16 protein-coding genes are annotated in these 18,428 nt (G+C 63.6%); 5 read left to right on the plus strand and 11 right to left on the minus strand.

Features of this window, described 5'->3' with window-relative positions; all coding sequences use genetic code 11:
- Positions 1–16: 16 nt before the first annotated feature.
- On the minus strand, positions 17–916 hold the full coding sequence (locus ACSSVG_RS13545) for a carbohydrate kinase family protein (protein WP_492415194.1): 900 nt from the start codon (positions 914–916) through the stop codon (positions 17–19).
- Between the two features lie 134 nt (positions 917–1,050).
- On the opposite strand from ACSSVG_RS13545, the gene ACSSVG_RS13550 reads away from it, so the two are divergent.
- From ACSSVG_RS13550 to ACSSVG_RS13560, 3 genes are all read left to right on the plus strand, one after another.
- Positions 1,051–2,193, plus strand: a complete 1,143-nt coding sequence (locus tag ACSSVG_RS13550) for a Gfo/Idh/MocA family protein (RefSeq protein WP_492415195.1) — start codon at positions 1,051–1,053, stop codon at positions 2,191–2,193.
- 74 nt (positions 2,194–2,267) lie between these two features.
- Positions 2,268–3,050, plus strand: coding sequence for a DeoR/GlpR family DNA-binding transcription regulator (locus ACSSVG_RS13555; RefSeq protein ID WP_231338407.1), 783 nt, complete (start codon positions 2,268–2,270; stop codon positions 3,048–3,050).
- A 189-nt stretch (positions 3,051–3,239) separates the two neighbouring features.
- Positions 3,240–4,496, plus strand: coding sequence for an AGE family epimerase/isomerase (locus ACSSVG_RS13560; RefSeq protein WP_231338406.1), 1,257 nt, complete (start codon positions 3,240–3,242; stop codon positions 4,494–4,496).
- A gap of 245 nt (positions 4,497–4,741) precedes the next feature.
- On the opposite strand, the gene ACSSVG_RS13565 is transcribed toward ACSSVG_RS13560, so the two are convergent.
- The 8 genes from ACSSVG_RS13565 to ACSSVG_RS13600 all read right to left on the minus strand — a co-directional run bounded on the left by ACSSVG_RS13565 (position 4,742) and on the right by ACSSVG_RS13600 (position 13,069).
- Complete coding sequence (locus ACSSVG_RS13565) at positions 4,742–5,533, minus strand: glucosamine-6-phosphate deaminase (RefSeq protein ID WP_492415196.1); 792 nt, start codon at positions 5,531–5,533, stop codon at positions 4,742–4,744.
- Between the two features lie 34 nt (positions 5,534–5,567).
- Positions 5,568–6,536 carry an ROK family protein gene (locus ACSSVG_RS13570; RefSeq protein WP_492415197.1) on the minus strand — a complete coding sequence of 323 codons (969 nt, stop codon included), beginning with the start codon at positions 6,534–6,536 and terminating at the stop codon, positions 5,568–5,570.
- Positions 6,537–6,615: 79 nt separating this feature from the next.
- Positions 6,616–7,536, minus strand: a complete 921-nt coding sequence (locus ACSSVG_RS13575; RefSeq protein WP_492415198.1) for a Gfo/Idh/MocA family protein — start codon at positions 7,534–7,536, stop codon at positions 6,616–6,618.
- A complete protein-coding gene (locus ACSSVG_RS13580) occupies positions 7,533–8,399 on the minus strand; it encodes a carbohydrate ABC transporter permease (RefSeq protein ID WP_492415199.1) in 867 nt (288 codons plus the stop codon). Before ACSSVG_RS13580 ends, ACSSVG_RS13575 begins: the two co-directional genes overlap by 4 nt.
- Entirely contained in the window at positions 8,396–9,352 is a 957-nt protein-coding gene (locus ACSSVG_RS13585) for a carbohydrate ABC transporter permease (protein ID WP_231338401.1), read from the minus strand. Before ACSSVG_RS13585 ends, ACSSVG_RS13580 begins: the two co-directional genes overlap by 4 nt.
- Before the next feature lie 29 nt (positions 9,353–9,381).
- On the minus strand, positions 9,382–10,668 hold the full coding sequence (locus tag ACSSVG_RS13590) for an extracellular solute-binding protein (RefSeq protein ID WP_231338400.1): 1,287 nt from the start codon (positions 10,666–10,668) through the stop codon (positions 9,382–9,384).
- Between the two features lie 5 nt (positions 10,669–10,673).
- Entirely contained in the window at positions 10,674–12,020 is a 1,347-nt protein-coding gene (locus ACSSVG_RS13595) for a sulfatase family protein (RefSeq protein ID WP_492415200.1), read from the minus strand.
- A gap of 2 nt (positions 12,021–12,022) precedes the next feature.
- Positions 12,023–13,069 (minus strand): hydroxyacid dehydrogenase, encoded by a 1,047-nt coding sequence (locus tag ACSSVG_RS13600; protein ID WP_492415201.1) that lies wholly within the window; start codon positions 13,067–13,069, stop codon positions 12,023–12,025.
- Positions 13,070–13,203: 134 nt separating this feature from the next.
- Here ACSSVG_RS13600 and ACSSVG_RS13605 point away from each other — a divergent pair, with 134 nt between their 5' ends.
- Positions 13,204–14,340, plus strand: coding sequence for an ROK family protein (locus tag ACSSVG_RS13605; RefSeq protein WP_492415202.1), 1,137 nt, complete (start codon positions 13,204–13,206; stop codon positions 14,338–14,340).
- A 63-nt stretch (positions 14,341–14,403) separates the two neighbouring features.
- On the opposite strand, the gene ACSSVG_RS13610 is transcribed toward ACSSVG_RS13605, so the two are convergent.
- Both ACSSVG_RS13610 and ACSSVG_RS13615 read right to left on the minus strand, forming a co-directional pair.
- A complete protein-coding gene (locus tag ACSSVG_RS13610; RefSeq protein WP_492415203.1) occupies positions 14,404–16,452 on the minus strand; it encodes an NHL repeat-containing protein in 2,049 nt (682 codons plus the stop codon).
- A gap of 169 nt (positions 16,453–16,621) precedes the next feature.
- Positions 16,622–17,458 carry a helix-turn-helix transcriptional regulator gene (locus tag ACSSVG_RS13615; protein ID WP_492415204.1) on the minus strand — a complete coding sequence of 279 codons (837 nt, stop codon included), beginning with the start codon at positions 17,456–17,458 and terminating at the stop codon, positions 16,622–16,624.
- 111 nt (positions 17,459–17,569) lie between these two features.
- Between ACSSVG_RS13615 and ACSSVG_RS13620 the strand changes: the two genes are divergently transcribed.
- The gene (locus tag ACSSVG_RS13620) at positions 17,570–18,421 is read left to right on the plus strand and encodes a phytanoyl-CoA dioxygenase family protein (RefSeq protein ID WP_231338394.1); all 852 of its coding nucleotides are present in this window, start codon (positions 17,570–17,572) and stop codon (positions 18,419–18,421) included.
- Positions 18,422–18,428 lie beyond the last annotated feature (7 nt).

Genomic DNA, 18,428 nt, shown 5'->3' on the forward strand with positions numbered 1-18,428 from the left:
TGGCTGCTTCTTTCAGCTAGAGAGTGGGATTGGCGGTAAGAACTGAGGTGACGGTCTGGCGTGGAATCATGGAACGGCCATCCAAACCTGCGCAGGATGCGGAGGCGGTGCGGCCTGCGAATGACGCAGCCTCCACAAGGGGAAGCCCTGCTGCCACGGCTGCCAGGATGGCGCCGTGATAGACGTCGCCGGCGCCCAGTGTGGAGACGATGTCGGCGGGGGTCGACGGGACGTGGAACGGAATGCCATCCCGTTCAAGGCCCCAGGCTCCATGCGACCCCGCCGTGGCGACCACGGCCGAGGCGCCCCCATCTATGGCCCTCTGCAGGAGGACCTCCGGGGCAAGGTCGTCGCCGTACTCGGCCCGCAGGCGTTCGATGGTGGGGACATACAGCTCGACACCCTGAGGGCTGAAGGAGGGAATGGGGTTTCCGGCATCCACGCTGATCCGTAATCCGGGCAGATCTGCTACCGCATTCCAGCCCAAGTGATCCACATGGACCCATGCTGCAGTGCGCAGCAGTTCATGAAAGCGGCTGCCGGCCGGAAAACGGACTGGCGGCACTGGCCGGGTGACGATGGCCCGGCTCTCGCTGGCCTTGCTGACGATAATGACGCTCGCGCCCGTGGCGACCTCAGGGTCACGGATGACAGCGGAAGTGTCCACGCCCTCGGCGTCGAGTCCCGTGATGATCCGGTCGCCTTCTTCGTCCGTGCCGAGGACGCCCGCGAAAGCAGTCCTGGCACCGGCCCGGGCCGCTGCCACGGCTGCCGTGGCGGCCGGCCCACCACCTGCCGTAACGAAATCGGCGGCGACCGTGCGGCTGTCGGCGGCAGGATAATCCTGCACGAGGGCAATGGAGTCCAGAGTGGCACACCCGACAAAAAGCAGGGTTCCGGATTTCGGTTGGGGCACGTTCCACCTCGTTGTAGTTGGACTGGTAGTGAAAAAATATACACACGCTATGTGTGAAAAACAACACATTCGGTATAGTGATGTTCGGGATGCAACGTCGATCCCTTACTCAACGCAGAGAAACGGAGCAATTCATGTCATTGCCTTCTGGAGAGATGGTTCAAACCATTCGCTACGGCCTGATCGGCGCCGGCCACATGGCCCGCGAACATGTCCGGAACCTCGCACTGATACCCGGAAGCCGCATCACCGCGGTTTCCGATCCCACACCTTCCTCCCTTGAGGAGACCTCGCGTGAAATTGGCTACGGGGTGCAGACCTACTCCACGCATCAGGAACTGCTGGCATCAGGGCTTGTGGACGCCTTGGTGATCGCAAGCCCCAACGACACACATCTGGGAATCCTCAAGGACATCTTTGCCAATGGAACCAACCTCCCCGTCCTGGTGGAAAAGCCGGTGTGCACCAGCGCGGAGCAGGCAGATGAGCTTGAGATACTTGCAGCTGGTTACCCGGCCCCCGTCTGGGTCGCAATGGAATACCGCTACATGCCGCCAGTGCAGGAAATCATCCAGGCAGCTCATGGCGGCAAGCTCGGCACCATCCACATGCTCTCAATCGTTGAGCACCGCTTCCCGTTCCTGCACAAAGTGGACGCCTGGAACAGGTTCGCCGAGCGCACAGGCGGGACCCTGGTGGAAAAGTGCTGTCACTTCTTCGATCTGATGCGCCTGATCCTGCAGGACGAACCCACCCGCGTCTACGCCAGTGGAGGACACGACGTCAACCATATGGACGAGGTCTACGACGGCCGGGTATCGGACATGGTCGACAATGCCTATGTGATCGTGGACTTCAAGGGCGGGCGCCGCGCCATGCTGGAGTTGTCCATGTTCGCCGAGGGGTCCCAATTCCAGGAAAGAATCTCCGTCGTGGGTGACGCTGCCAAGATTGAAACCCTGATTCCTGTCGCCGCCAACCATTGGATTGAGGGGGACGAAACCGAAGCCACCGTCGAATTCAGCCCGCGTTCGCCGCTTGGCCCTGAAAAGCATGAAGTTCCCGTGGACGAAGCGGTCTTGGCTGCCGGGGCCCACCACGGTTCGACTTACTACGAGCACCTCGGCTACCGGAAGGCCATTCTGGGCGAAGGACCCGTGGAAGTGACTGTCGCTGACGGCCTTCAATCCGTGCGGATGGGCCTCGCAGCGGAGCGCTCCATCGTGGAAGGCCGCCCCATTGAACTCCTCGCTACCCATGTAGGTGCGCAGAAGTAAGTAAGATTGTGTTGGAATTACAACACTTTCCCACACCGATGATCGGTCCGGGGGGCGTCAAACGAGGGGAAGCCATGAGCATCGCACGAGAAGAGGCGCCGCTGACACCGCGGCAGCAGACCATTCTGGACGAGCTTGGCAGGCGGGGGTTCCTTTCCACCGCGGACCTTGCCGGCACATTCGACGTGTCGGACATGACGGTCCGCCGTGACACGCGTGCCTTGTCCAAGCTGGGGCTGGTCAAGGTGGTCCACGGTGGGGTCAGCGCTGTCGAAGGTCACGGCCAAAATGCTGACTTCGCTGCGCGCGTCCGGGAGGACGCTGACGCGAAGCAGAGGGTGGCAAAAGCATGCGTGGACCTCATCGCCGAACGTGATGCGATCATCCTGGACGCTGGCACCACTACCTACCAGATCGCACAGGAGCTGCCGGCTGCCTTCATGGGCACGATCATCACCCACTCTGCTCCCGCCATACAACGGTGCCTGCAGCTGACATCCGCACGCACCATTTGCCTGGGTGGTGAGCTGTTGTTGGACAGCCAGGCGTTCAACGGACCCATGACGGTCAACGCAGTCCAAGGGCTTCGCGCGAAGACAGCCTTTATTGGTGTGAGTGGGATCCACGATGAGGGTTTCTACATTGAACGGGACGTGGAACGGGCCACAAAGTTGGCCCTGATGGGATCTGCGGAGCAAGTTGTAGTGGTTGCCACCCACCAGAAAATGCTTCGGTATGCGCTCGCTCGCCTGGCTTCTTTTGAGGCGGTGGACATTCTTGTCACCGACGCGCCGCCGCCCCGGGAAGTGGCAGAGGCGTTGGCGGCATGCAGCGTCAGGCTGATCGTAGCGGAATAGCCGCCCGCCCGCGGGAGTAGTCAACGCCGCGTCGAATCGTATATCCGACTCCTGGCAGTCGGCCTTTGAGGCTAGGACTCTGCGTTATCAATGTCCGAAAACAAACTTTATCTGGTGGAATTCAATCATCAGGCAATAAGATGAGAACAGGCTTCCCTTCGGCGGCCGCAAATTTTTGAGGAGATCCATATGACGTGGCTGAACAGCGCCGCTCACGCACGTTGGCTCGAAGTAGAGACAGACCGGCTCATTAACTTCGCTGCCGGTTCCAAGGTCCCCACAGGCTTCGGCTGGCTCGACAACTACGGCAAGGTCCTTGCCGACAAACCGACCCATCTCTGGATCACCGCCCGAATGGTCCATAGTTTTGCAGTTGCTGCGTTGATGGGGCGCCCCGGTGCCGCGTCCATGGTGGACCATGGCATTGCGGCGCTCAACGGAGCCTTCCGCGATAACGAATTCGGCGGCTGGTACGCGGAGGTCGACGAAAACGGGCCCGTGAACGACACGAAGTCCGGTTACCAGCATTCCTTCGTGCTTCTGGCCGCGGCGAGTGCCGTCGCGGCCCGCCGGCCCGGTGCCCAAGAATTGCTGGACGAGGCACTGCATATAGCTGACTCGAAATTCTGGGACCACGAAGCCAATATGTGCTTCGACTCATGGAATCGGGATTTTTCGGAAACCGAAGCCTACCGGGGCGGGAATGCCAGCATGCACTCGGTGGAGGCGTACCTCATCGTCGCTGATGTGACGGGCGAGAATCGCTGGCTCGAGCGCGCACTCCACATCGCTGAGGTGCTCATCCACCAGTTTGCGCGCAACAACAACTACCGGGTCTTCGAGCACTTCGACCCGGACTGGACCCCGCTTCCGGAGTACAACACCGATGACCGGGCCAGCCAGTTCCGTGCCTATGGTGGAACGCCTGGCCACTGGGTCGAGTGGGCCCGGCTGCTCTTGCACCTCCGCGCCGGCCTTGAGGCCCGCGGTATGGACGTTCCTGCGTGGCTCATGGAAGACGCAAAAGGCCTGTTCGACGCCGCCATCCGCGACGCATGGGAGCCGGACGGCCATCCCGGATTCGTGTACTCGGTGGATTGGGACGGGAAGCCAATTGTCACCTCCCGCATTCGCTGGGTGCCGGTCGAAGCAATCGGGGGTGCGGCCGCGCTGTACATGGCCACAGGGGACCAGAAATACGCGGACTGGTACGAGCGGATCTGGGACCACGCCCGCGACTGGTTCATTGACTACGAGCATGGTTCCTGGAAGCAGGAGTTGGACGAGCACGGCAACGTCGCCTCCACCGTCTGGTCCGGAAAGGCCGACATCTATCACCTTTGGCACTGCCTTGTGGTTCCGCGACTTCCGCTGGCACCCGGCCTCGCTCCGGCAGTTGCGGCAGGGTTGCTGGACGCCCATCTCCGTGCCGGCCAAGGAAACTGAGGAATCACCGAGACTGCCGCGTCAACTCCGAGCACTGACATCAATAAGGGGAAGGCGTACCGGGGGATCTTTTTGACTTACCCCTGTTAGGGGACGACCTGCGCGGCAACAACAGAAGCGTTCGACGGCGGGTGGGAACCCGCCGTCGAACGCTTCTGTTGTGGTGGAACTACAGAGGGCCGGTTCGGACAAAGGCGCGCGCTGGGACCGTCCCCGCACGCGGCAAGGACCAGATAGTGCCCGCTCTAAAGAACTCCTGCACCCAGGTCCTGCGCCGATCGCCAGGCGTGCCGGTAGTACTCGGCGTGTGCCAACCCGGCGGCGGCGTCCTCGTCGATGATCACCGTGGCCCGCGGATGCTGCTGAATGACCGAGCCCGGCACAGCTGATGAGACTGGCCCCTCCAACGCAGCAGCAACGGCCTGCGCCTTGTTTGCTCCGAAGGCGAGGAGGACCAGGCGCCGTGCCCGGAGTATGGTTCCCAGGCCCTGGGTGATGCAGTGGGTCGGGACCTCGTCCGGAGAACTGAAGAACCTGGCGTTGTCCTTGCGCGTTTGGGCGGCCAGTGCCTTGATCCGGGTGGACGATGCCAGGGAGGACCCGGGCTCGTTGAATCCCACATGGCCGTTGGAACCGATGCCCAGGATCTGGATGTCCACCCCGCCGGCGTCCGCGATCATTGCTTCGTACTCCGCTCCGGCCTGGGTGACGCCGCTGCCAGTGCCCCGCGGCGTGAACACCTGATTCGGGTTCAATCCCAAAGGCTCAACCACCTCGCGGGTGATCACCGAGCGGTAGCTCTCAGGGTGCTGCGGAGGGACGCCCAGATACTCGTCCAGCGCGAAGCCGCGTACGCCGGAAACATCGATCCGGTCGCGGCGGACGGTCCTCGCCAATGCCGCGTACGTGGACAGCGGTGTTGAACCTGTGGCCAGCCCCAGCACGGTGGCGGGGTTGGCGATGATCTGCTGTGCGAAGATCGACGCGGCGACACTTCCGGCCTCGGTGTGGTCGCGGACAATGATGATTTCTGCCATGGGTCTTCCTTTGAATAACTGCTGGGGGACGTTGCTAGTCGGCGGTGATCGCCGCGCCGACAGAGCCGATGGAAAGCCCCGGCGGGACCAACTGGACGCGATCGCCAAGGGCCAAGCCGGAAAGGAATGGGGAGGGAGCGCCGAACCGGGCAAGCTCCCGTTGGATACCGGTGAGAAGTGGCTGTCCGAGGGCGTTCAGGCCGCCGCCAATGTAGATGGAAGCGGGGTCGTAAGTCAGTCCGAGGATTCGGATGGCTGTGGCAGCACCTTCGAAGAACCGCTGCTGAACAACTTTGGCGACCGGGTCGCCGTCGAGCACTGCCTCAAACAGTGAGACGGCAGGCCACTGGCCAGGGCCTTTCCACTGACGTGCAATGCCCGACCCCGAAGCGATGAGCTCCAGGCAGCCCTTTTGGCCGCAGGGGCATTCCTCGCCCTGCATCCCGAGGGGGAGGTGGCCGATTTCGCCCGCCGCTCCGGACGTGCCCCGGACCACAACGCCGTTGCTGACGTAGCCCGCCGCCAATCCGGTGCCGAGGTTCAGGTAGGCGCTGGAACCGGAGGCATCGCCGTCGGCCAGCAAATAGTGGGCTCCGATGGCGGCGGCATTGACGTCGTTTTCCACCGCGACCGGCAGCCCCTGCTCAGCCTCTACCACGCTGCCGAGGTCCAAACCGGCAACACCAACATTGACGGCATTGGCCACATGCCCGGTCTCCGTATCCACTGTTCCTGGGATTCCAATGCCCAGCCCGGACACGGTGCACTCCGCCAGGGTTTCCGCGCTGCGCAGCTCCTTGAGGACGCCGAAGAGCGAGCTGAGCAGGGCACCGTTTCCGAACCCGGTGGGACGCCGGACCGTGTGCAGGACGGTGCAGTCCTGGTCCACGGCGACGGCCTCAATCTTGGTGCCGCCGATGTCGACGCCGATCCTCACCGTTCGCGTGGCGGAGGGGCCGGATGTACGCGGGGCAGGCAAAACGGGAGTGGAGCTCAGTGTCATCAGAGATCTTTCGGGGTTGGCACCCAAGCAGGTCGCAGCAGATGTTCCAACGAGGGCTCAATCGGGCATCTGCTGCTACTTAGTTGGGTGAGAGGGGGACGGGGAGTCCGGCTTCGAGGCTTCGGTTGGCGGCTTCGACGATTGCGACGATGCTGAGGATCTCCCGCAGGGGTACGTTCGGTGTCCCGCTCCGGATGGATTTCACGATCCCCTCCAAGAGGCCAACCAGCATGGGAGGGCCGGCTTCGATCGAGAACTCCGCGCAGCCGCCATCGGATTCGATGCGCCCGGTAGTGAACGGACTCCAGTCCGCCTCGCCCTTCATGGCGACCACGCGTCCGTCACCCCACCTCACCGTCACCGTGGTGGCGTCTCCGTCGGAACCGGGCCTCCCGGCGTCGACCGTTAGTGCCTCCGGGCCGGCACCGAGCGCTGCCACTGCGAGGTCTACCAAATGCACGCCATACCAGGCCAGTCCTGGGTGGCCGGGCTGGGTAGGCAGGGGCCCGTCCAGGGAAACGGACTGACACGGCCCTCCCGTCAGGGCCGCTTGGAATTCCGGCGTGAACCTCTTGGGGGACCCCGCCAGGACCAAAGCGCCGGAGGCTTCCGCCTGGGCGAGCATGGTCCGGGCCTCAGCCAGGGTGGGGGCGAAACGCGTGTCCACATAGATCGGCTTGCCGAACCGCACCACGCGCTGAAAGTAGCGCGGGTGCGTCCGCGCATCGGAAGACACGATGAGCAACGCGTCGCAGGCCTCGGCCACGGCCTCGGGCGAATCGCACATGACGACACCCAGCCCGCTCACTTCTTCGGCGAAGTCATCGATGCGGTCGCGGCTCAACGGAAAGTCCGACGCCGGTTCCCCCTTCCACGCGTGCGTCACCACGCCGCCGGGGACCACGCCGTCGAAGCCGTTCCCGAAGAGCCGCGTAAACGACGGCGCGTGCGGGGAGTCGACGCCGATGAGACCGAAACGGAGGGGCGCAATAAGCGTCATCCCTTCACCCCGCTGTGCGTGATGCTGGCGACGATGTGCTTCTGCAGGAGGGCGAAGATCACCAGGCAAGGGATGAAACTGACCAGCGTTGCGGCCATGACGTTGGACGTGGACGCGGTCTCGGTGTTCAACGTTGCCAAGCCCACAGTGAGTGTCCGTGCGGCGTCCGACTGGCCCACCACCAACGGCCAGAGGAGGTCGTTCCAATGCCAGAGGAAGACGAAGATGGCCAGGGTTGCCAGGACGGGACGGATCAGCGGAAGCACGATCTGCCAGAAGGTCCGCCATTCGCCGGCGCCGTCGATGCGGGCGGCGTCGAACAGTTCCTCCGGCATGTCCCGCACGAACTGCCGGATGAGGAAGATCGCCTGGGCGTTGGCCAGCGTGGGCAGGATCAGGCCCCAGAGGGTGTTCACCCCGCCCATCTTGGAGATGAGGATGAACGTAGGAATCAGCGTGGCCTGGACGGGCACCATCATGGTGGCGATGATGGCCCACAGCAGCGCATTACGGCCGGGGAACCTCTTGCGGGCCAAGGCGTAGGCGGCCATGGATGCGGTCAGCAGGACAACCACCACGGACACCGCCGAGTACAGGAACGAGTTCCACAGCCAGAGCGGGAATTCGCCCACGTTGAAGATGCGCACGATGTTGTCCAGCGTCAGCGACGACGGCAACGCGTAGGGCAGCGTGGGTGCGTCCTCGGGGGAGAGGGCCAGCACGGCGACGGCAATCAGGGGCGCCACTGTGAACAGTGAGATCACTGCCAGCACCCAGGTCAGCGTGCGCTGCCGGCGCTTCTCGGTGCTGCGACGGGGGCCGGGGATCCGGCCAACAGTTGGAGTGGAGACGGTGGCAGTCACTTGGAGTCCTTACCTTCGAAGAAGCGCTGCTGGATGAGCGAGAGGATGAGCACAATGACGAACAGCACCACGCCAATGGCCGAGGCATAGCCGAAGTCGAAGAACTTGAAGCCTTCATCGAACAGGAAGTAGATGAGGCTGTGGCTGGCCCGGGCGGGTCCGCCTCCGGTCATGACATAGATGGTGTCGAAGACCTGGAATCCGACGATGGTCTCGATGACCAGGACGAAGAACACCACGGGCTTCAGCAGCGGCAGTGTGACGTACCAGAACGATTTCCAGGCGCCTGCCCCGTCGATGCGGGCAGCCTCGTGGACTTCGGCCGGCTGTGCCTTCAGCCCGGCCAGGAAGATCAGCATGGAGTATCCGAAGCCTTTCCACACGGACACCACGGCCAGGGACAGCAGGACCAGCAGCTGGGGTCCGGAGGTGAAGGGGACGGGGCCCATGCCCAGGCCGCCCAAGGCCGCATTCAGTGGGCCATCCGTGGAGAAGATCCACGTCCAGATGATGCCGGCCATGACGAACGAGCTGAGGTACGGAATGAACAGCAACGCCCGGAAAGTCCCGGTGAACCTGACCAGTTTGTCCAGGAGGACAGCTCCGGCCAGTGACACGGCGATGATGAACGGGACGAAGATCGCCACGTACAGGAACGTCACCTTGAGGCTTTGCCAGAAGTTGGGATCAGCAGCCAATCGGGTGTAGTTGTCTGCGCCCAGGAATTCGAAGTCGCCGTTGAGGCTGTATTCGGTCATGCTCATGGCTCCGGCCCCGAAGATGGGGAGGAATTTGAAGAGACCGAAAATGACCAGGGTGGGCAGGACGAAGAGGATGCCGGCCAGTGCCTCGCGGCTACGGGCTTTCCTGGCCCCAAAAGGCTTGAGCGGTGGAGCCGTCAGCTCTGGATGTCGGCCGGCCAGTGTGCTTCTGGTGCGGGTGTTTACAGACATGGGGTGACCAATCGGTGGTTGGGCTGGACTCAGGATGCCGAGCGCTGCAGGATGCCGCGGGCTTCTTTGGCAGCACGGTCAAGGGCTTCCTTTGCGCTGACATCGCCGCGCAGGGCCGCCTGGATGTTCGGCGCGAGGGCGCCCATGACTTGGCGCGCAACGGGGGACGGTTCGCCGGGGTTGGCGGACTTCAAAGCCTCTGCCATGGCGATGGAATCGGGGTCCGTGCCAAGGGCTGCGGCGTCGCTGCGTGTGGGCAGGTTGCCTGCGGCGGCGTTGAGGGCCTTCTGGGACTCAGCGGAGCTCAGGTAGCTCATCACCTTGTAAGCGGCTTCGCGGTTTTCCTTCTTGTTGATGGACGTCAGCGCCAGCAACCCGGGGTTGCCGTACGTCGCCTGGACCTTGCCCTGCAACGGAGCACCCAAGGCAACGTTGTCGGCGCCGAGGGCGGCGCGCATCTGCTTCAGCTCCGGCAGCGAGGTGGTGGCCCGCATTGCTGCCTTGCCGGTGGCGATCGGCGCCCCTTCAACTTTGGGGCCGTCGGTGGCGGCATCCGCGGGCAGCCCGCCGAGCTTCTTGAGGTCCATCAGCAACTGCAGCGCCGAAACGCCGGCCTCCGAGTCGAAAGCGATGTCCTTGGCATCATCGGTGAACACGGTTCCGCCGGCCTGCCACAGCAGCGGATAGAAGGACAGGTTGAGCGTCTGTTCGGGGCTGCCGGCGTAGTCCATCACCGCGATGCCCTTCTCCGCAAGGACCGGCGCAGCACTGCGGAGATCGTCCCAGGTCTTGGGCAGTGGAATCCCGGCGTCCGCGAAGATCTTGGTGTTGTAGGCGGTGGTGTTGATGTTCTGGAACAGCGGAACGCCGAACACCTCCTTGTCGAACGTCGCCGCTTCCAGTGTGCCGGGATAGAAGCTGTCCTTGTCCTGCTCAACGGCCTTGTCCACCGGCAGCAGTCCGCGCACGTTGCGGTAGGTGGCTGCCTGGTCGGGCGTAATGAGCACGACGTCGGGTCCCGAGCCCGCGGCCAGCGCCGCCGAGATCTGGGCGTCCCGCTTGTCGAACGTCTGGAGTTCGATACTCAGGTCAATCCCAGGGTTCGCCTTTTCGAAGCTGGCCTCGGTGTCCTGCCAGAACTTCTTGCTGGCGGTCTCGTCCTTGATGACCGGGTACATCCAGAGCGTCACCTTGCCGGTGGCCTGGCCGCCGTCGGACGTTGGCGAGCCGGTGGAACCGCAGGCGGTGAGTGTCAAAGCGGCGGTGACGACGGCGGCAGTTGCCAAAGCGGCGCGGTGCATCTTGCGTGTGAACATGGTGGCTACTTTCGGGTGAGGGTGGCTTCGTGGATTGCGCTGAGCGCGAGCTCGTGGCGGCTGGCTGCTACGGGTGCGGTGAGCAGGGGATCGCCGCATTCGCGCATCCAGTCGAAGAGGATTGCGGAGAGATCCCTGAGGATCTCCGATTGCTCCGGATGGCCGGCGATGTTGTCCAGTTCCTCTGGATCCATCGTCAGGTCGTAGAGTTCCAGCGCCGGACTGGTACCGATGGTTGGCCCGCCAAGGTCTGCGGGCAGGCTGCGGTGAATCCAGGATTGGGTGGGATCCATGGCGCGGGGCGCGTTGGAGAAGTTGACGATCAGCTTGTGCGTGGATGTCCGCACTGATCGTTTGGGGTCGTAATACGTGTGGTGGCTCAATTGGCTGAAACAGTGGCTTCGCGGAGCATCTCCCGCTTCCACGGCCGGCCGCAGGGTGGTTCCGGCGAGGCCGTCAGGAGTTGGCAGTCCTGCCAGGTCCATCAAGGTGGGCAGGACATCCACGTGACTGACGATGTCCCCCACTCGTCGCCCGGACCACGCCGGGTTGCCCGGATGGCGGAGCATCAGCGCAACTCCCAGTCCGGCGTCGTACAGGGTGCATTTGGCGCGGGGCAGCGCGAGCCCGTGGTCGGTGGTGAACAGCACCAGCGTCTGGTCGCGGAGGCCGAGCGAATCGAGTTCGGCCAGAATGCTCCCGACGCCTTCGTCCATGTGTTTGACGGCGCCCTGCAGTTCGGCGATCTCCTCGCGGGCGCCGACGTCGTCCACCAAGTGGGCTGGAACAGTGTGGCCCAGGGAGACGTCCGGTTCCACGCCGTCGGCCAGGAAGCCCATCACCCCCGGACGGTCCCTTTCGGAGGGCACCCGGTGCGGCTCCGTGAAGCCGACCTGCAGGTAGAAGGGCCGGTCGCTGCCGGACATGCGACGCAAGGCGTCGGTGGCGCGATCCACGACGACGTCCCGCGCACCACCCGTCCGGGCGTGGTCGAAACCGAGCCTGCCGGCCACGACGTCGTCCGCCAAAACACGCGATTCGTGGTGCACGCCCACCAGCTCGGTTTGGTAGCCGACGGACTTCAGCCTGTAGGCGATGTGGTCCTTCGGTTCTTTGAGATCCCAGCTGAAGGGCTCGTGCGTCAGCCCGAGGACACCGTTGGTCTGCGGATACGTGCCCGTGAAGAGCGAGGCCCGGGCAGGGCTGCAGTGGGGAGCAGTTGCGAAAGCCTGCTCGAAGAGTACTGATTCATCGGCCAAGGCGTCCAGGTTGGGGGTGGACACTGTTTCCACCCCGTACGTGCCCAGGAAGCGGCCGAGGTCGTGGCAGTGGATCAGGAGAATGTTTTGCACGTTCAGCCCATCCTTTCGAGGTCGGCGCGGGTGAGGGCGTGTTCCATGGGCTGGCCGCCGATGAAGCGGCGGAGTTCATCAACCACGATCCCGCCGGCCCTGCGCCGGGAGTCGACGGTTGCTCCGCCGAGGTGGGGAGTGAGGAGCACGTTGGGCAGGGAGCGCCAGGGATCGCCTGCCGGCAGGGGTTCTTCGTCGAAGACGTCCAATGCGGCATCAATCCGGCCCGAGTGCACCTCCTTATAGAGGGCTTCCATGTCCACGATGGTGGAACGGGCCGTGTTCACGAACGCGGCCCCGTCCGGGAGTAGCGCGAGTTCGGCAGCACCGATGAGTCCTGCGGTTTCGGGGGTGGCCGGAGCATGGACAGCGACCACATCGCTGTGGGCCATGAGGTCATCCAACGTGGCGGAGCTGGCCGCGAGGGGATCTCCCGTGGGGATGTACGGATCGAACACGGCTACTTTCGCGCCGAGCGCCCGGCAGGCCTCGATGTAGCGGCGGCCTGTCCGTGAGGCTCCAACGACTCCAATGCGGGCACCGGAGATTTCACGGGCGCGTTGGACGTTGCGGGCGTCGTCCCAGTTGGCTCCGGAACGGAGGCCGTGATCGAGCCGGTGCACGCGTCGCAGCAGGTTCAGCGTGAAGGTGAGCGAGAGTTCCGCAACGGCCGGTGCCATGGCTGCGCCGGCCTGGGAGATGGGGATGCCTGCGGCCCAGAAATCGTCGCTGACCAGGGCGTGCAGTGATGAGGCGGCGTGGACCACGCACTTGAGGTTCGGCGCCGCTGCCAGGTGTTCGGCGTCGAGGCGGGGGAAAGCCCAGGCGGTGATGAACGCGTCCTTGCCTGCGGCAGCGGCGGAGAAAGCACCCAGGGACTGGAGTTCGGCGGGGGCGACTTGGGTGACCTCGCCGAGTCCGTCCAGGGCAGCGCGGGTTTCGGGGGAGATGAAGGCCGCCCGTTCCGCATCCGGGATGCTCAGCAGGATCTGCAGCCGGGTTGCTGTGGGTGGCGAGGATGTCGATGCAACGCCTTTGTTGTTGTTCATGGGACCGAGATTGCCAGTTTCAATATCTTTTGTCAATGACTAAAGTAAGTACAATGGAGAGTGTGAAGGCATCCGGACTGCGGATGCCAGAATGGGGGAGATCCCATGCGACGCGACAACAGGAGCCACCAGCAATGAAGCCACGCGCAGGCAGCAAGGCCCTGATCCGCGAGATCAATGAGGCCCTGGTGCTGGACATTGTCCGGACACAGGCGCCGGTATCGCGCGCCAAAATCACGGTTCAAACCGGTTTGAGCGCGGCCAGCGTCACGGGGATTACCGGCAAGCTCATCCAATCCGGACTGCTGGTTGAGACCGAGATTGCGCCCAGCACGGGTGGCAGGCCCGCACGACTGCTTGAGCTCGGACGCGAAGGTGTTTTCGCGGCGGGGGTGAGGCTGTCCGCTACGGAAGCCCACGCCGTCGTCGTCGATTTGCGCGGTGACGTGGTGGCCACCCACAGCGAGCCGTTGGCGTCCACCGGGCCTGACGAAGCAGCAGCGGCCGTGGAGCGGGCCGTGCGTGCGGCGGCCGGCCCCGTGGAGTCCCGACTTATTGGGGTGGGGGTTGCCGTTTCCGGCGTGGTTGACCAAGCCAGTGGCCTGGTGCGGCACAGCGGGGCGATGGGCTGGGCTGACATCAAGTTCCAAATGCTCCTTGAAGAGATTTCCGGGCAACCGGTCATCGTTGACAGTTACGTCAATGCCTATGCTCGCGGGCTGCTGTTCGATGACGTTTTCAAAGGCCGGGAGATGCTCATCTTCAGCATCGGAACCAGCCTGGGTGCCGCCGTCGTGATTGAAGGCCGCATCCAGCGCGGCTTCAACGGTGCAGCTGGGGGCTTCGCCCATTCGCGGGCCATCACCGGGCCGGGGCCGGCCCGGCCCTGTCACTGCGGCGCGGAAGACTGCTTCGAAACCCGCGGCAGCCTGTGGGGCATGCAGCAGGAGTTGGCGCGAAGTGGCCAGGACCGGGGCATGGACCCCGACGTCGATTCCGGCCTGATTGCCGACGCCGCCCTGCACCTGGGTATCGGAATGGCGAACACGGCCAAGGTCATGGGCCCCGAACAAGTCGTGGTGGGTTTCGCGCCCGAGGCCGATCTGGGGTCCTTCGCCGAGCAGACCAAGCGCGCGTTCTTGAATCAGTACCGCCACGCGAACACTCCGTCTCCGTCATTTGATGCAGCGATTGCAGATCCCGTAGCCCTCGCCCGGGGTGCTGCATGCTCGGTGCTGGCGGGACTGTTTACGGCCAGCCCAACTGGGTAGCAGCAGCTGCCGTTGTGAGGGCTCAGAACGGCATCTGCTGCTACTTACATGGGCTTGGAGGGCCTACTTTTCTTTCTTGGGCTTCTTATCTTTCTTTTCTTTCTTGAGCTTCCCCTCGGGGGACAGGTCATCAATCCGGACCAGGTTGGGGCCCTGCAACGTGTAGAGCAGGCCGTCTTCGTCCGCTGTGATGTGCGGGCCGCTGTACCAGCCGCCGTTGATCGCCGGGGCCACCACGGTGACCTCGAACGTGGTGGGGTCGATGCTGAAGACCGTGGTGTCAGAGACGCCGTAGACCTTCTCCTCGGTGGCCACCAGGGCTCCGAAATCAGTGCATACCGCGCTCAGGTCTCCGGTATGGACCACTTGGCGGGTGGTGAGGTCCACAACGAACAGGCCGGCCGCCTTCCGGGACATGCCAAAAAGGTAGTTGCCGTGGATTGCCATTGCAGCGATGCCTTGGGTCTGGCCGGGATCCAGGCGCCACAGCTCCTGGTTAGCTACCGGGTCCCAGGCAACTACGGTGCTCCGGGGGCCCGTGGGGTAGATGTTGTCGCCGCCGAGGTAGGCCACGCCGTCCTTGGTGGCTACGGCCCGGACCATTTGGAGGGCATCGATCGGGTTGACCTGGGCGATTACCTGGGTGGTTGAGGGCTTGTAGGCAGCGAAACAGCCGCCACCGCCGGTGTCGTTCTGGGCGCCGGCAATGACCAATCCGTTGACTGCATCCCAACAGACGTCCAACGGGCGGTTCTGCCCTGCGGGCAATGCGGCTACCTGGTACGGAAGTTGACCGGTAGCGGGATCGTAGGCGTAGATCCCCCTGGAGTTGTACTGGCCCGTGTAGAGAATCCCGCCCACAATCACAGCGTCCTTGGCCTCACCCGTCGCCCGGAGATAGGACACCTGTTCCGTGGCAAGTTGGTGGCGGGCGATTGTCCCGGTGCCACCCACGTAGACGTCGCCCGCACCGGCAGCCAGGCCCATGCATAGCTGCGGTCCGCCCGGCGCCCCGGCCTGTTGCAGGTCATGCTTGACGGCTGTCTTCGCTACCGGGTCCACTTCAATGACGTCGTAGGAGGAGACCGTCAGTGCCTTGTTGCCGTAGACGTCCAGACCCCACATGGCGCCGACATCTTCGGTGAGGATCTGGGTGATCTTCTTGGTGACCATGTTGTAGGACCACACGCCCGGTTCCTTGACGAAGAAGACGTCGTTGCCCAACTGCCTGAACATCACGCCGGTCTTGGCAATGATGGTGTACTGGGCGTGGTTGGCAAGGTTGATCAGCACGGACTTGCCGGGGCCCTTGACCCCCACTCCCAACTGCCCGTTCAGCACGCTGAGCGACGTGACAGAGACGCCGGTGGCTACTTCTGCCGGGAGGATGTTGGTGGAGGCTTTGGTGGTCCGGTCGAAAGCGAACAGGCGGCCGGGACTTGATCCGTTGCCGCCGCCCAGCGTGCTGCCCGTGCCGAAGTACACGTGGCTGGCGGTGGCGGCCACGGCCTGGGCAATGGTGGCTCCGGCGTCCGGGATGCCCCAACTGGTCATGGCATTCGTGGCGGGATCGTATTCCCACAGGGAAGGTGCATTGGTGGTCAACCCGCCACCGGCAAGGTAGACCTTTCCATCGGGGGCCACGGCCAGGGCCCGGATATCGCGGTCGCCGGTTTCGCCGACGCCGACCGCGGGAACGTTGGGTGTGCTGAGGTCCCAGCGGTAGAGGTTCGGCTTGCCGTCAATTCCGTCGCGCAATACGCCTGCGTACAGGTAGCGGCCGGTGGAGTCTGCAGCCAGGGCCTGGATGCTGTACCCGGAGCCGAGGTCTGTCCGCGAAGTGATGGTGCCAGTGGGGAGATGGAACCCGATGATACGCACAGGGTTGAGGTTGCGGGACCCGATGTAGACGGTGTCGCCCACCAGCAGCGAACTCATCAGGGAAAACTGAACGACGGCGGGTCCAAGGTCGGTGATCTGCGGGACACCTGCGGTTTGCTTCTTCGGTGCGGCCTGGGCAGCGCCGGAGGACATTGCTGACAGTGCTACGGCGAGTCCGCCGACGCCCCCGGTCTGCAGCAACTGACGACGATTGATGGCGAATGTGGACATGGAAGATCTCCTCATTGAGTATCCCGTGGGGCATATATCGTGGGGTGGTTTGGTGCCGCCAGGGGCGTTCCGGATACGTCCTGTGCACTTCATTCAGGGTTTCAGCCAGGGGCCGGGAAATCCATGATTCGAACATTTTCAGACATTCGATGTGTGGGAGGCCGTTCGGTCAGTGCGGCGCTTCCCTGTGGTGCTCGCGCCGGAACTGGCTCGGTGAATAGCCGGTCTTCCTGGTAAAGAGTCGGCTGAAGTAGGCGGGATCGTCATAACCGGTCAGTGACGCGATCCTCTGCACGGGCAGGGCTGTGTCGGCCAGGAGCGATTGGGCGCGTGACATCCGGAGTTGGATGATGAGCTCTTTAGGGCCCACACCGGTGGCTGCCTGGACCGAATGCCGGAGTTCGGAAACGGAAACCTTCAATGCAGCAGCCAGTTGCGGCAGGCTAAGCGGGAGATGGGCCATCTCCTGGAGTCTGCCGAGCAGCTCTCCTTGGGATTCTCCGGTGCTCGCGACTCCGTGGTTGCCGGCGTCGACGAGCACCCGTTGGCAGAGTATGGAAGCCTCCACATCACCGCGGTGACCGCCTGTCGCGAGTGTTGTCCGAAGGGCTGGGAAAAGTCCAAGTGCTTCCGCGGGGCCGGCGTCCGAAGAAGCATCCAGCTCCACCAGTGGGCGGTCGCGTGCAAAGCATCCCAGTTCCTCCAATGCCCTCGCCGTAGGACCGGTGAACAACACCCAGTGTTCCTTCCACCCCGCCGGTCCTGGACCATACCCGTGGCTTACGCCGGGGAAGAGCCAGATGATCGCCGGAGCTTGGACCGTGTACCGCCTGCCGTCCACGGAGAAGTGCCCGGAGCCTTCGGATACCAGCACCATGGCGTGGCTGCTCAGGGTCCGTCCGGAAAAGGAAGGCAAAGTCCCGCTTTGCTCACCTGCACCCAGGCAAGCCAAGCCCAGATTACGGAGGGGAGAGCCCGGATGGCGGTACGTTGACCAATCGTCCATGAACCTCAATGCTGCCCTTACCAGCACGTGGAAACAAGTCGCACAAAAGTCCAAGTCCCAGGACACGGGAGTCCATTCACTTCGTTGCACACCGCTGCCAGGCTGGACATCATGTTGACCTCGAATGGCTACGTCCTGGATGAATCGGTATCCCGCCTCGCGGAGCTTGAGCCTGTACCCCCTTCCGAGCGCCGGGATCGTGACGCATTGTGGGCAAGGCTCCGCCGCGACGGATACCTTTACCTGAAGGGGCAGCTTAATCCGGACCATCTGATGGATTTCCGTGAGTTCTACTTTGCTTCCCTCAGCGAAGCCAATGTGTACGCGACGGGTACGGATCCGCGGGAGGGCATTGCAGCGCCGGGTGCGGTTGACCGTGCTGCGTTGCGGCGGGGCCTCTTCGACCACATCGTTCCCGGGCGGGAGTACCAGGCGCTGTGCACTGCGGAAGGCATTGCCGGCTGGTTCGCTTGGTTCCTGGAAGATGATGTCCATTTGCACCGTCGGAAGATCATTCGCCACACCAAGCCCGGCGAAAGCGGGATCGGCACCGCCACGCAGGCCCACTACGATCTGGTCTATCTGCGCGAAGGCAGCGATCGTGTGCTTTCCATGTGGATTCCGCTAGGTGATTGCCCACGCGAGCGGGGAGGCCTGGCCTACCTGGAGGGCAGCCACCACTGGGTGATGGCCGAGGAGCGGGAGGGAACCCTGAAAATGCCCGCTGCCTCCATTACGGCTGACCTTCCGGGGCTGGCGGACGAACGCGATGCCCGCTGGCTCGTGACGGATTATGAGGTGGGCGATGTGGTGGTCCACTCGGCGCATATTGTGCACGCCGCATTGGATAACACCGACCGCAACGGCACCATGCGCCTGTCTACCGATATCCGCTACCAGCGGCTCAGCGAACCAATTGATTGGCGCTGGCAGGAGCATTGGAATTACGACGACGGGCTCTAACCCGCCG

This window comes from Paenarthrobacter sp. E2MeOHC11 (genome assembly GCF_058744955.1).

Coding starts and splice junctions, on each gene's coding strand:
- ACSSVG_RS13550 (WP_492415195.1), top strand. CDS start 1,051: ATGTCATTGCCTTCTGGAGAGATGGTTCAAACCATTCGCTACGGCCTG.
- ACSSVG_RS13555 (WP_231338407.1), top strand. CDS start 2,268: ATGAGCATCGCACGAGAAGAGGCGCCGCTGACACCGCGGCAGCAGACC.
- ACSSVG_RS13560 (WP_231338406.1), top strand. CDS start 3,240: ATGACGTGGCTGAACAGCGCCGCTCACGCACGTTGGCTCGAAGTAGAG.
- ACSSVG_RS13565 (WP_492415196.1), bottom strand. CDS start 5,533: ATGGCAGAAATCATCATTGTCCGCGACCACACCGAGGCCGGAAGTGTC.
- ACSSVG_RS13570 (WP_492415197.1), bottom strand. CDS start 6,536: ATGACACTGAGCTCCACTCCCGTTTTGCCTGCCCCGCGTACATCCGGC.
- ACSSVG_RS13575 (WP_492415198.1), bottom strand. CDS start 7,536: ATGACGCTTATTGCGCCCCTCCGTTTCGGTCTCATCGGCGTCGACTCC.
- ACSSVG_RS13585 (WP_231338401.1), bottom strand. CDS start 9,352: ATGTCTGTAAACACCCGCACCAGAAGCACACTGGCCGGCCGACATCCA.
- ACSSVG_RS13590 (WP_231338400.1), bottom strand. CDS start 10,668: ATGTTCACACGCAAGATGCACCGCGCCGCTTTGGCAACTGCCGCCGTC.
- ACSSVG_RS13600 (WP_492415201.1), bottom strand. CDS start 13,069: ATGAACAACAACAAAGGCGTTGCATCGACATCCTCGCCACCCACAGCA.
- ACSSVG_RS13605 (WP_492415202.1), top strand. CDS start 13,204: ATGAAGCCACGCGCAGGCAGCAAGGCCCTGATCCGCGAGATCAATGAG.
- ACSSVG_RS13610 (WP_492415203.1), bottom strand. CDS start 16,452: ATGTCCACATTCGCCATCAATCGTCGTCAGTTGCTGCAGACCGGGGGC.
- ACSSVG_RS13615 (WP_492415204.1), bottom strand. CDS start 17,458: ATGGACGATTGGTCAACGTACCGCCATCCGGGCTCTCCCCTCCGTAAT.
- ACSSVG_RS13620 (WP_231338394.1), top strand. CDS start 17,570: ATGTTGACCTCGAATGGCTACGTCCTGGATGAATCGGTATCCCGCCTC.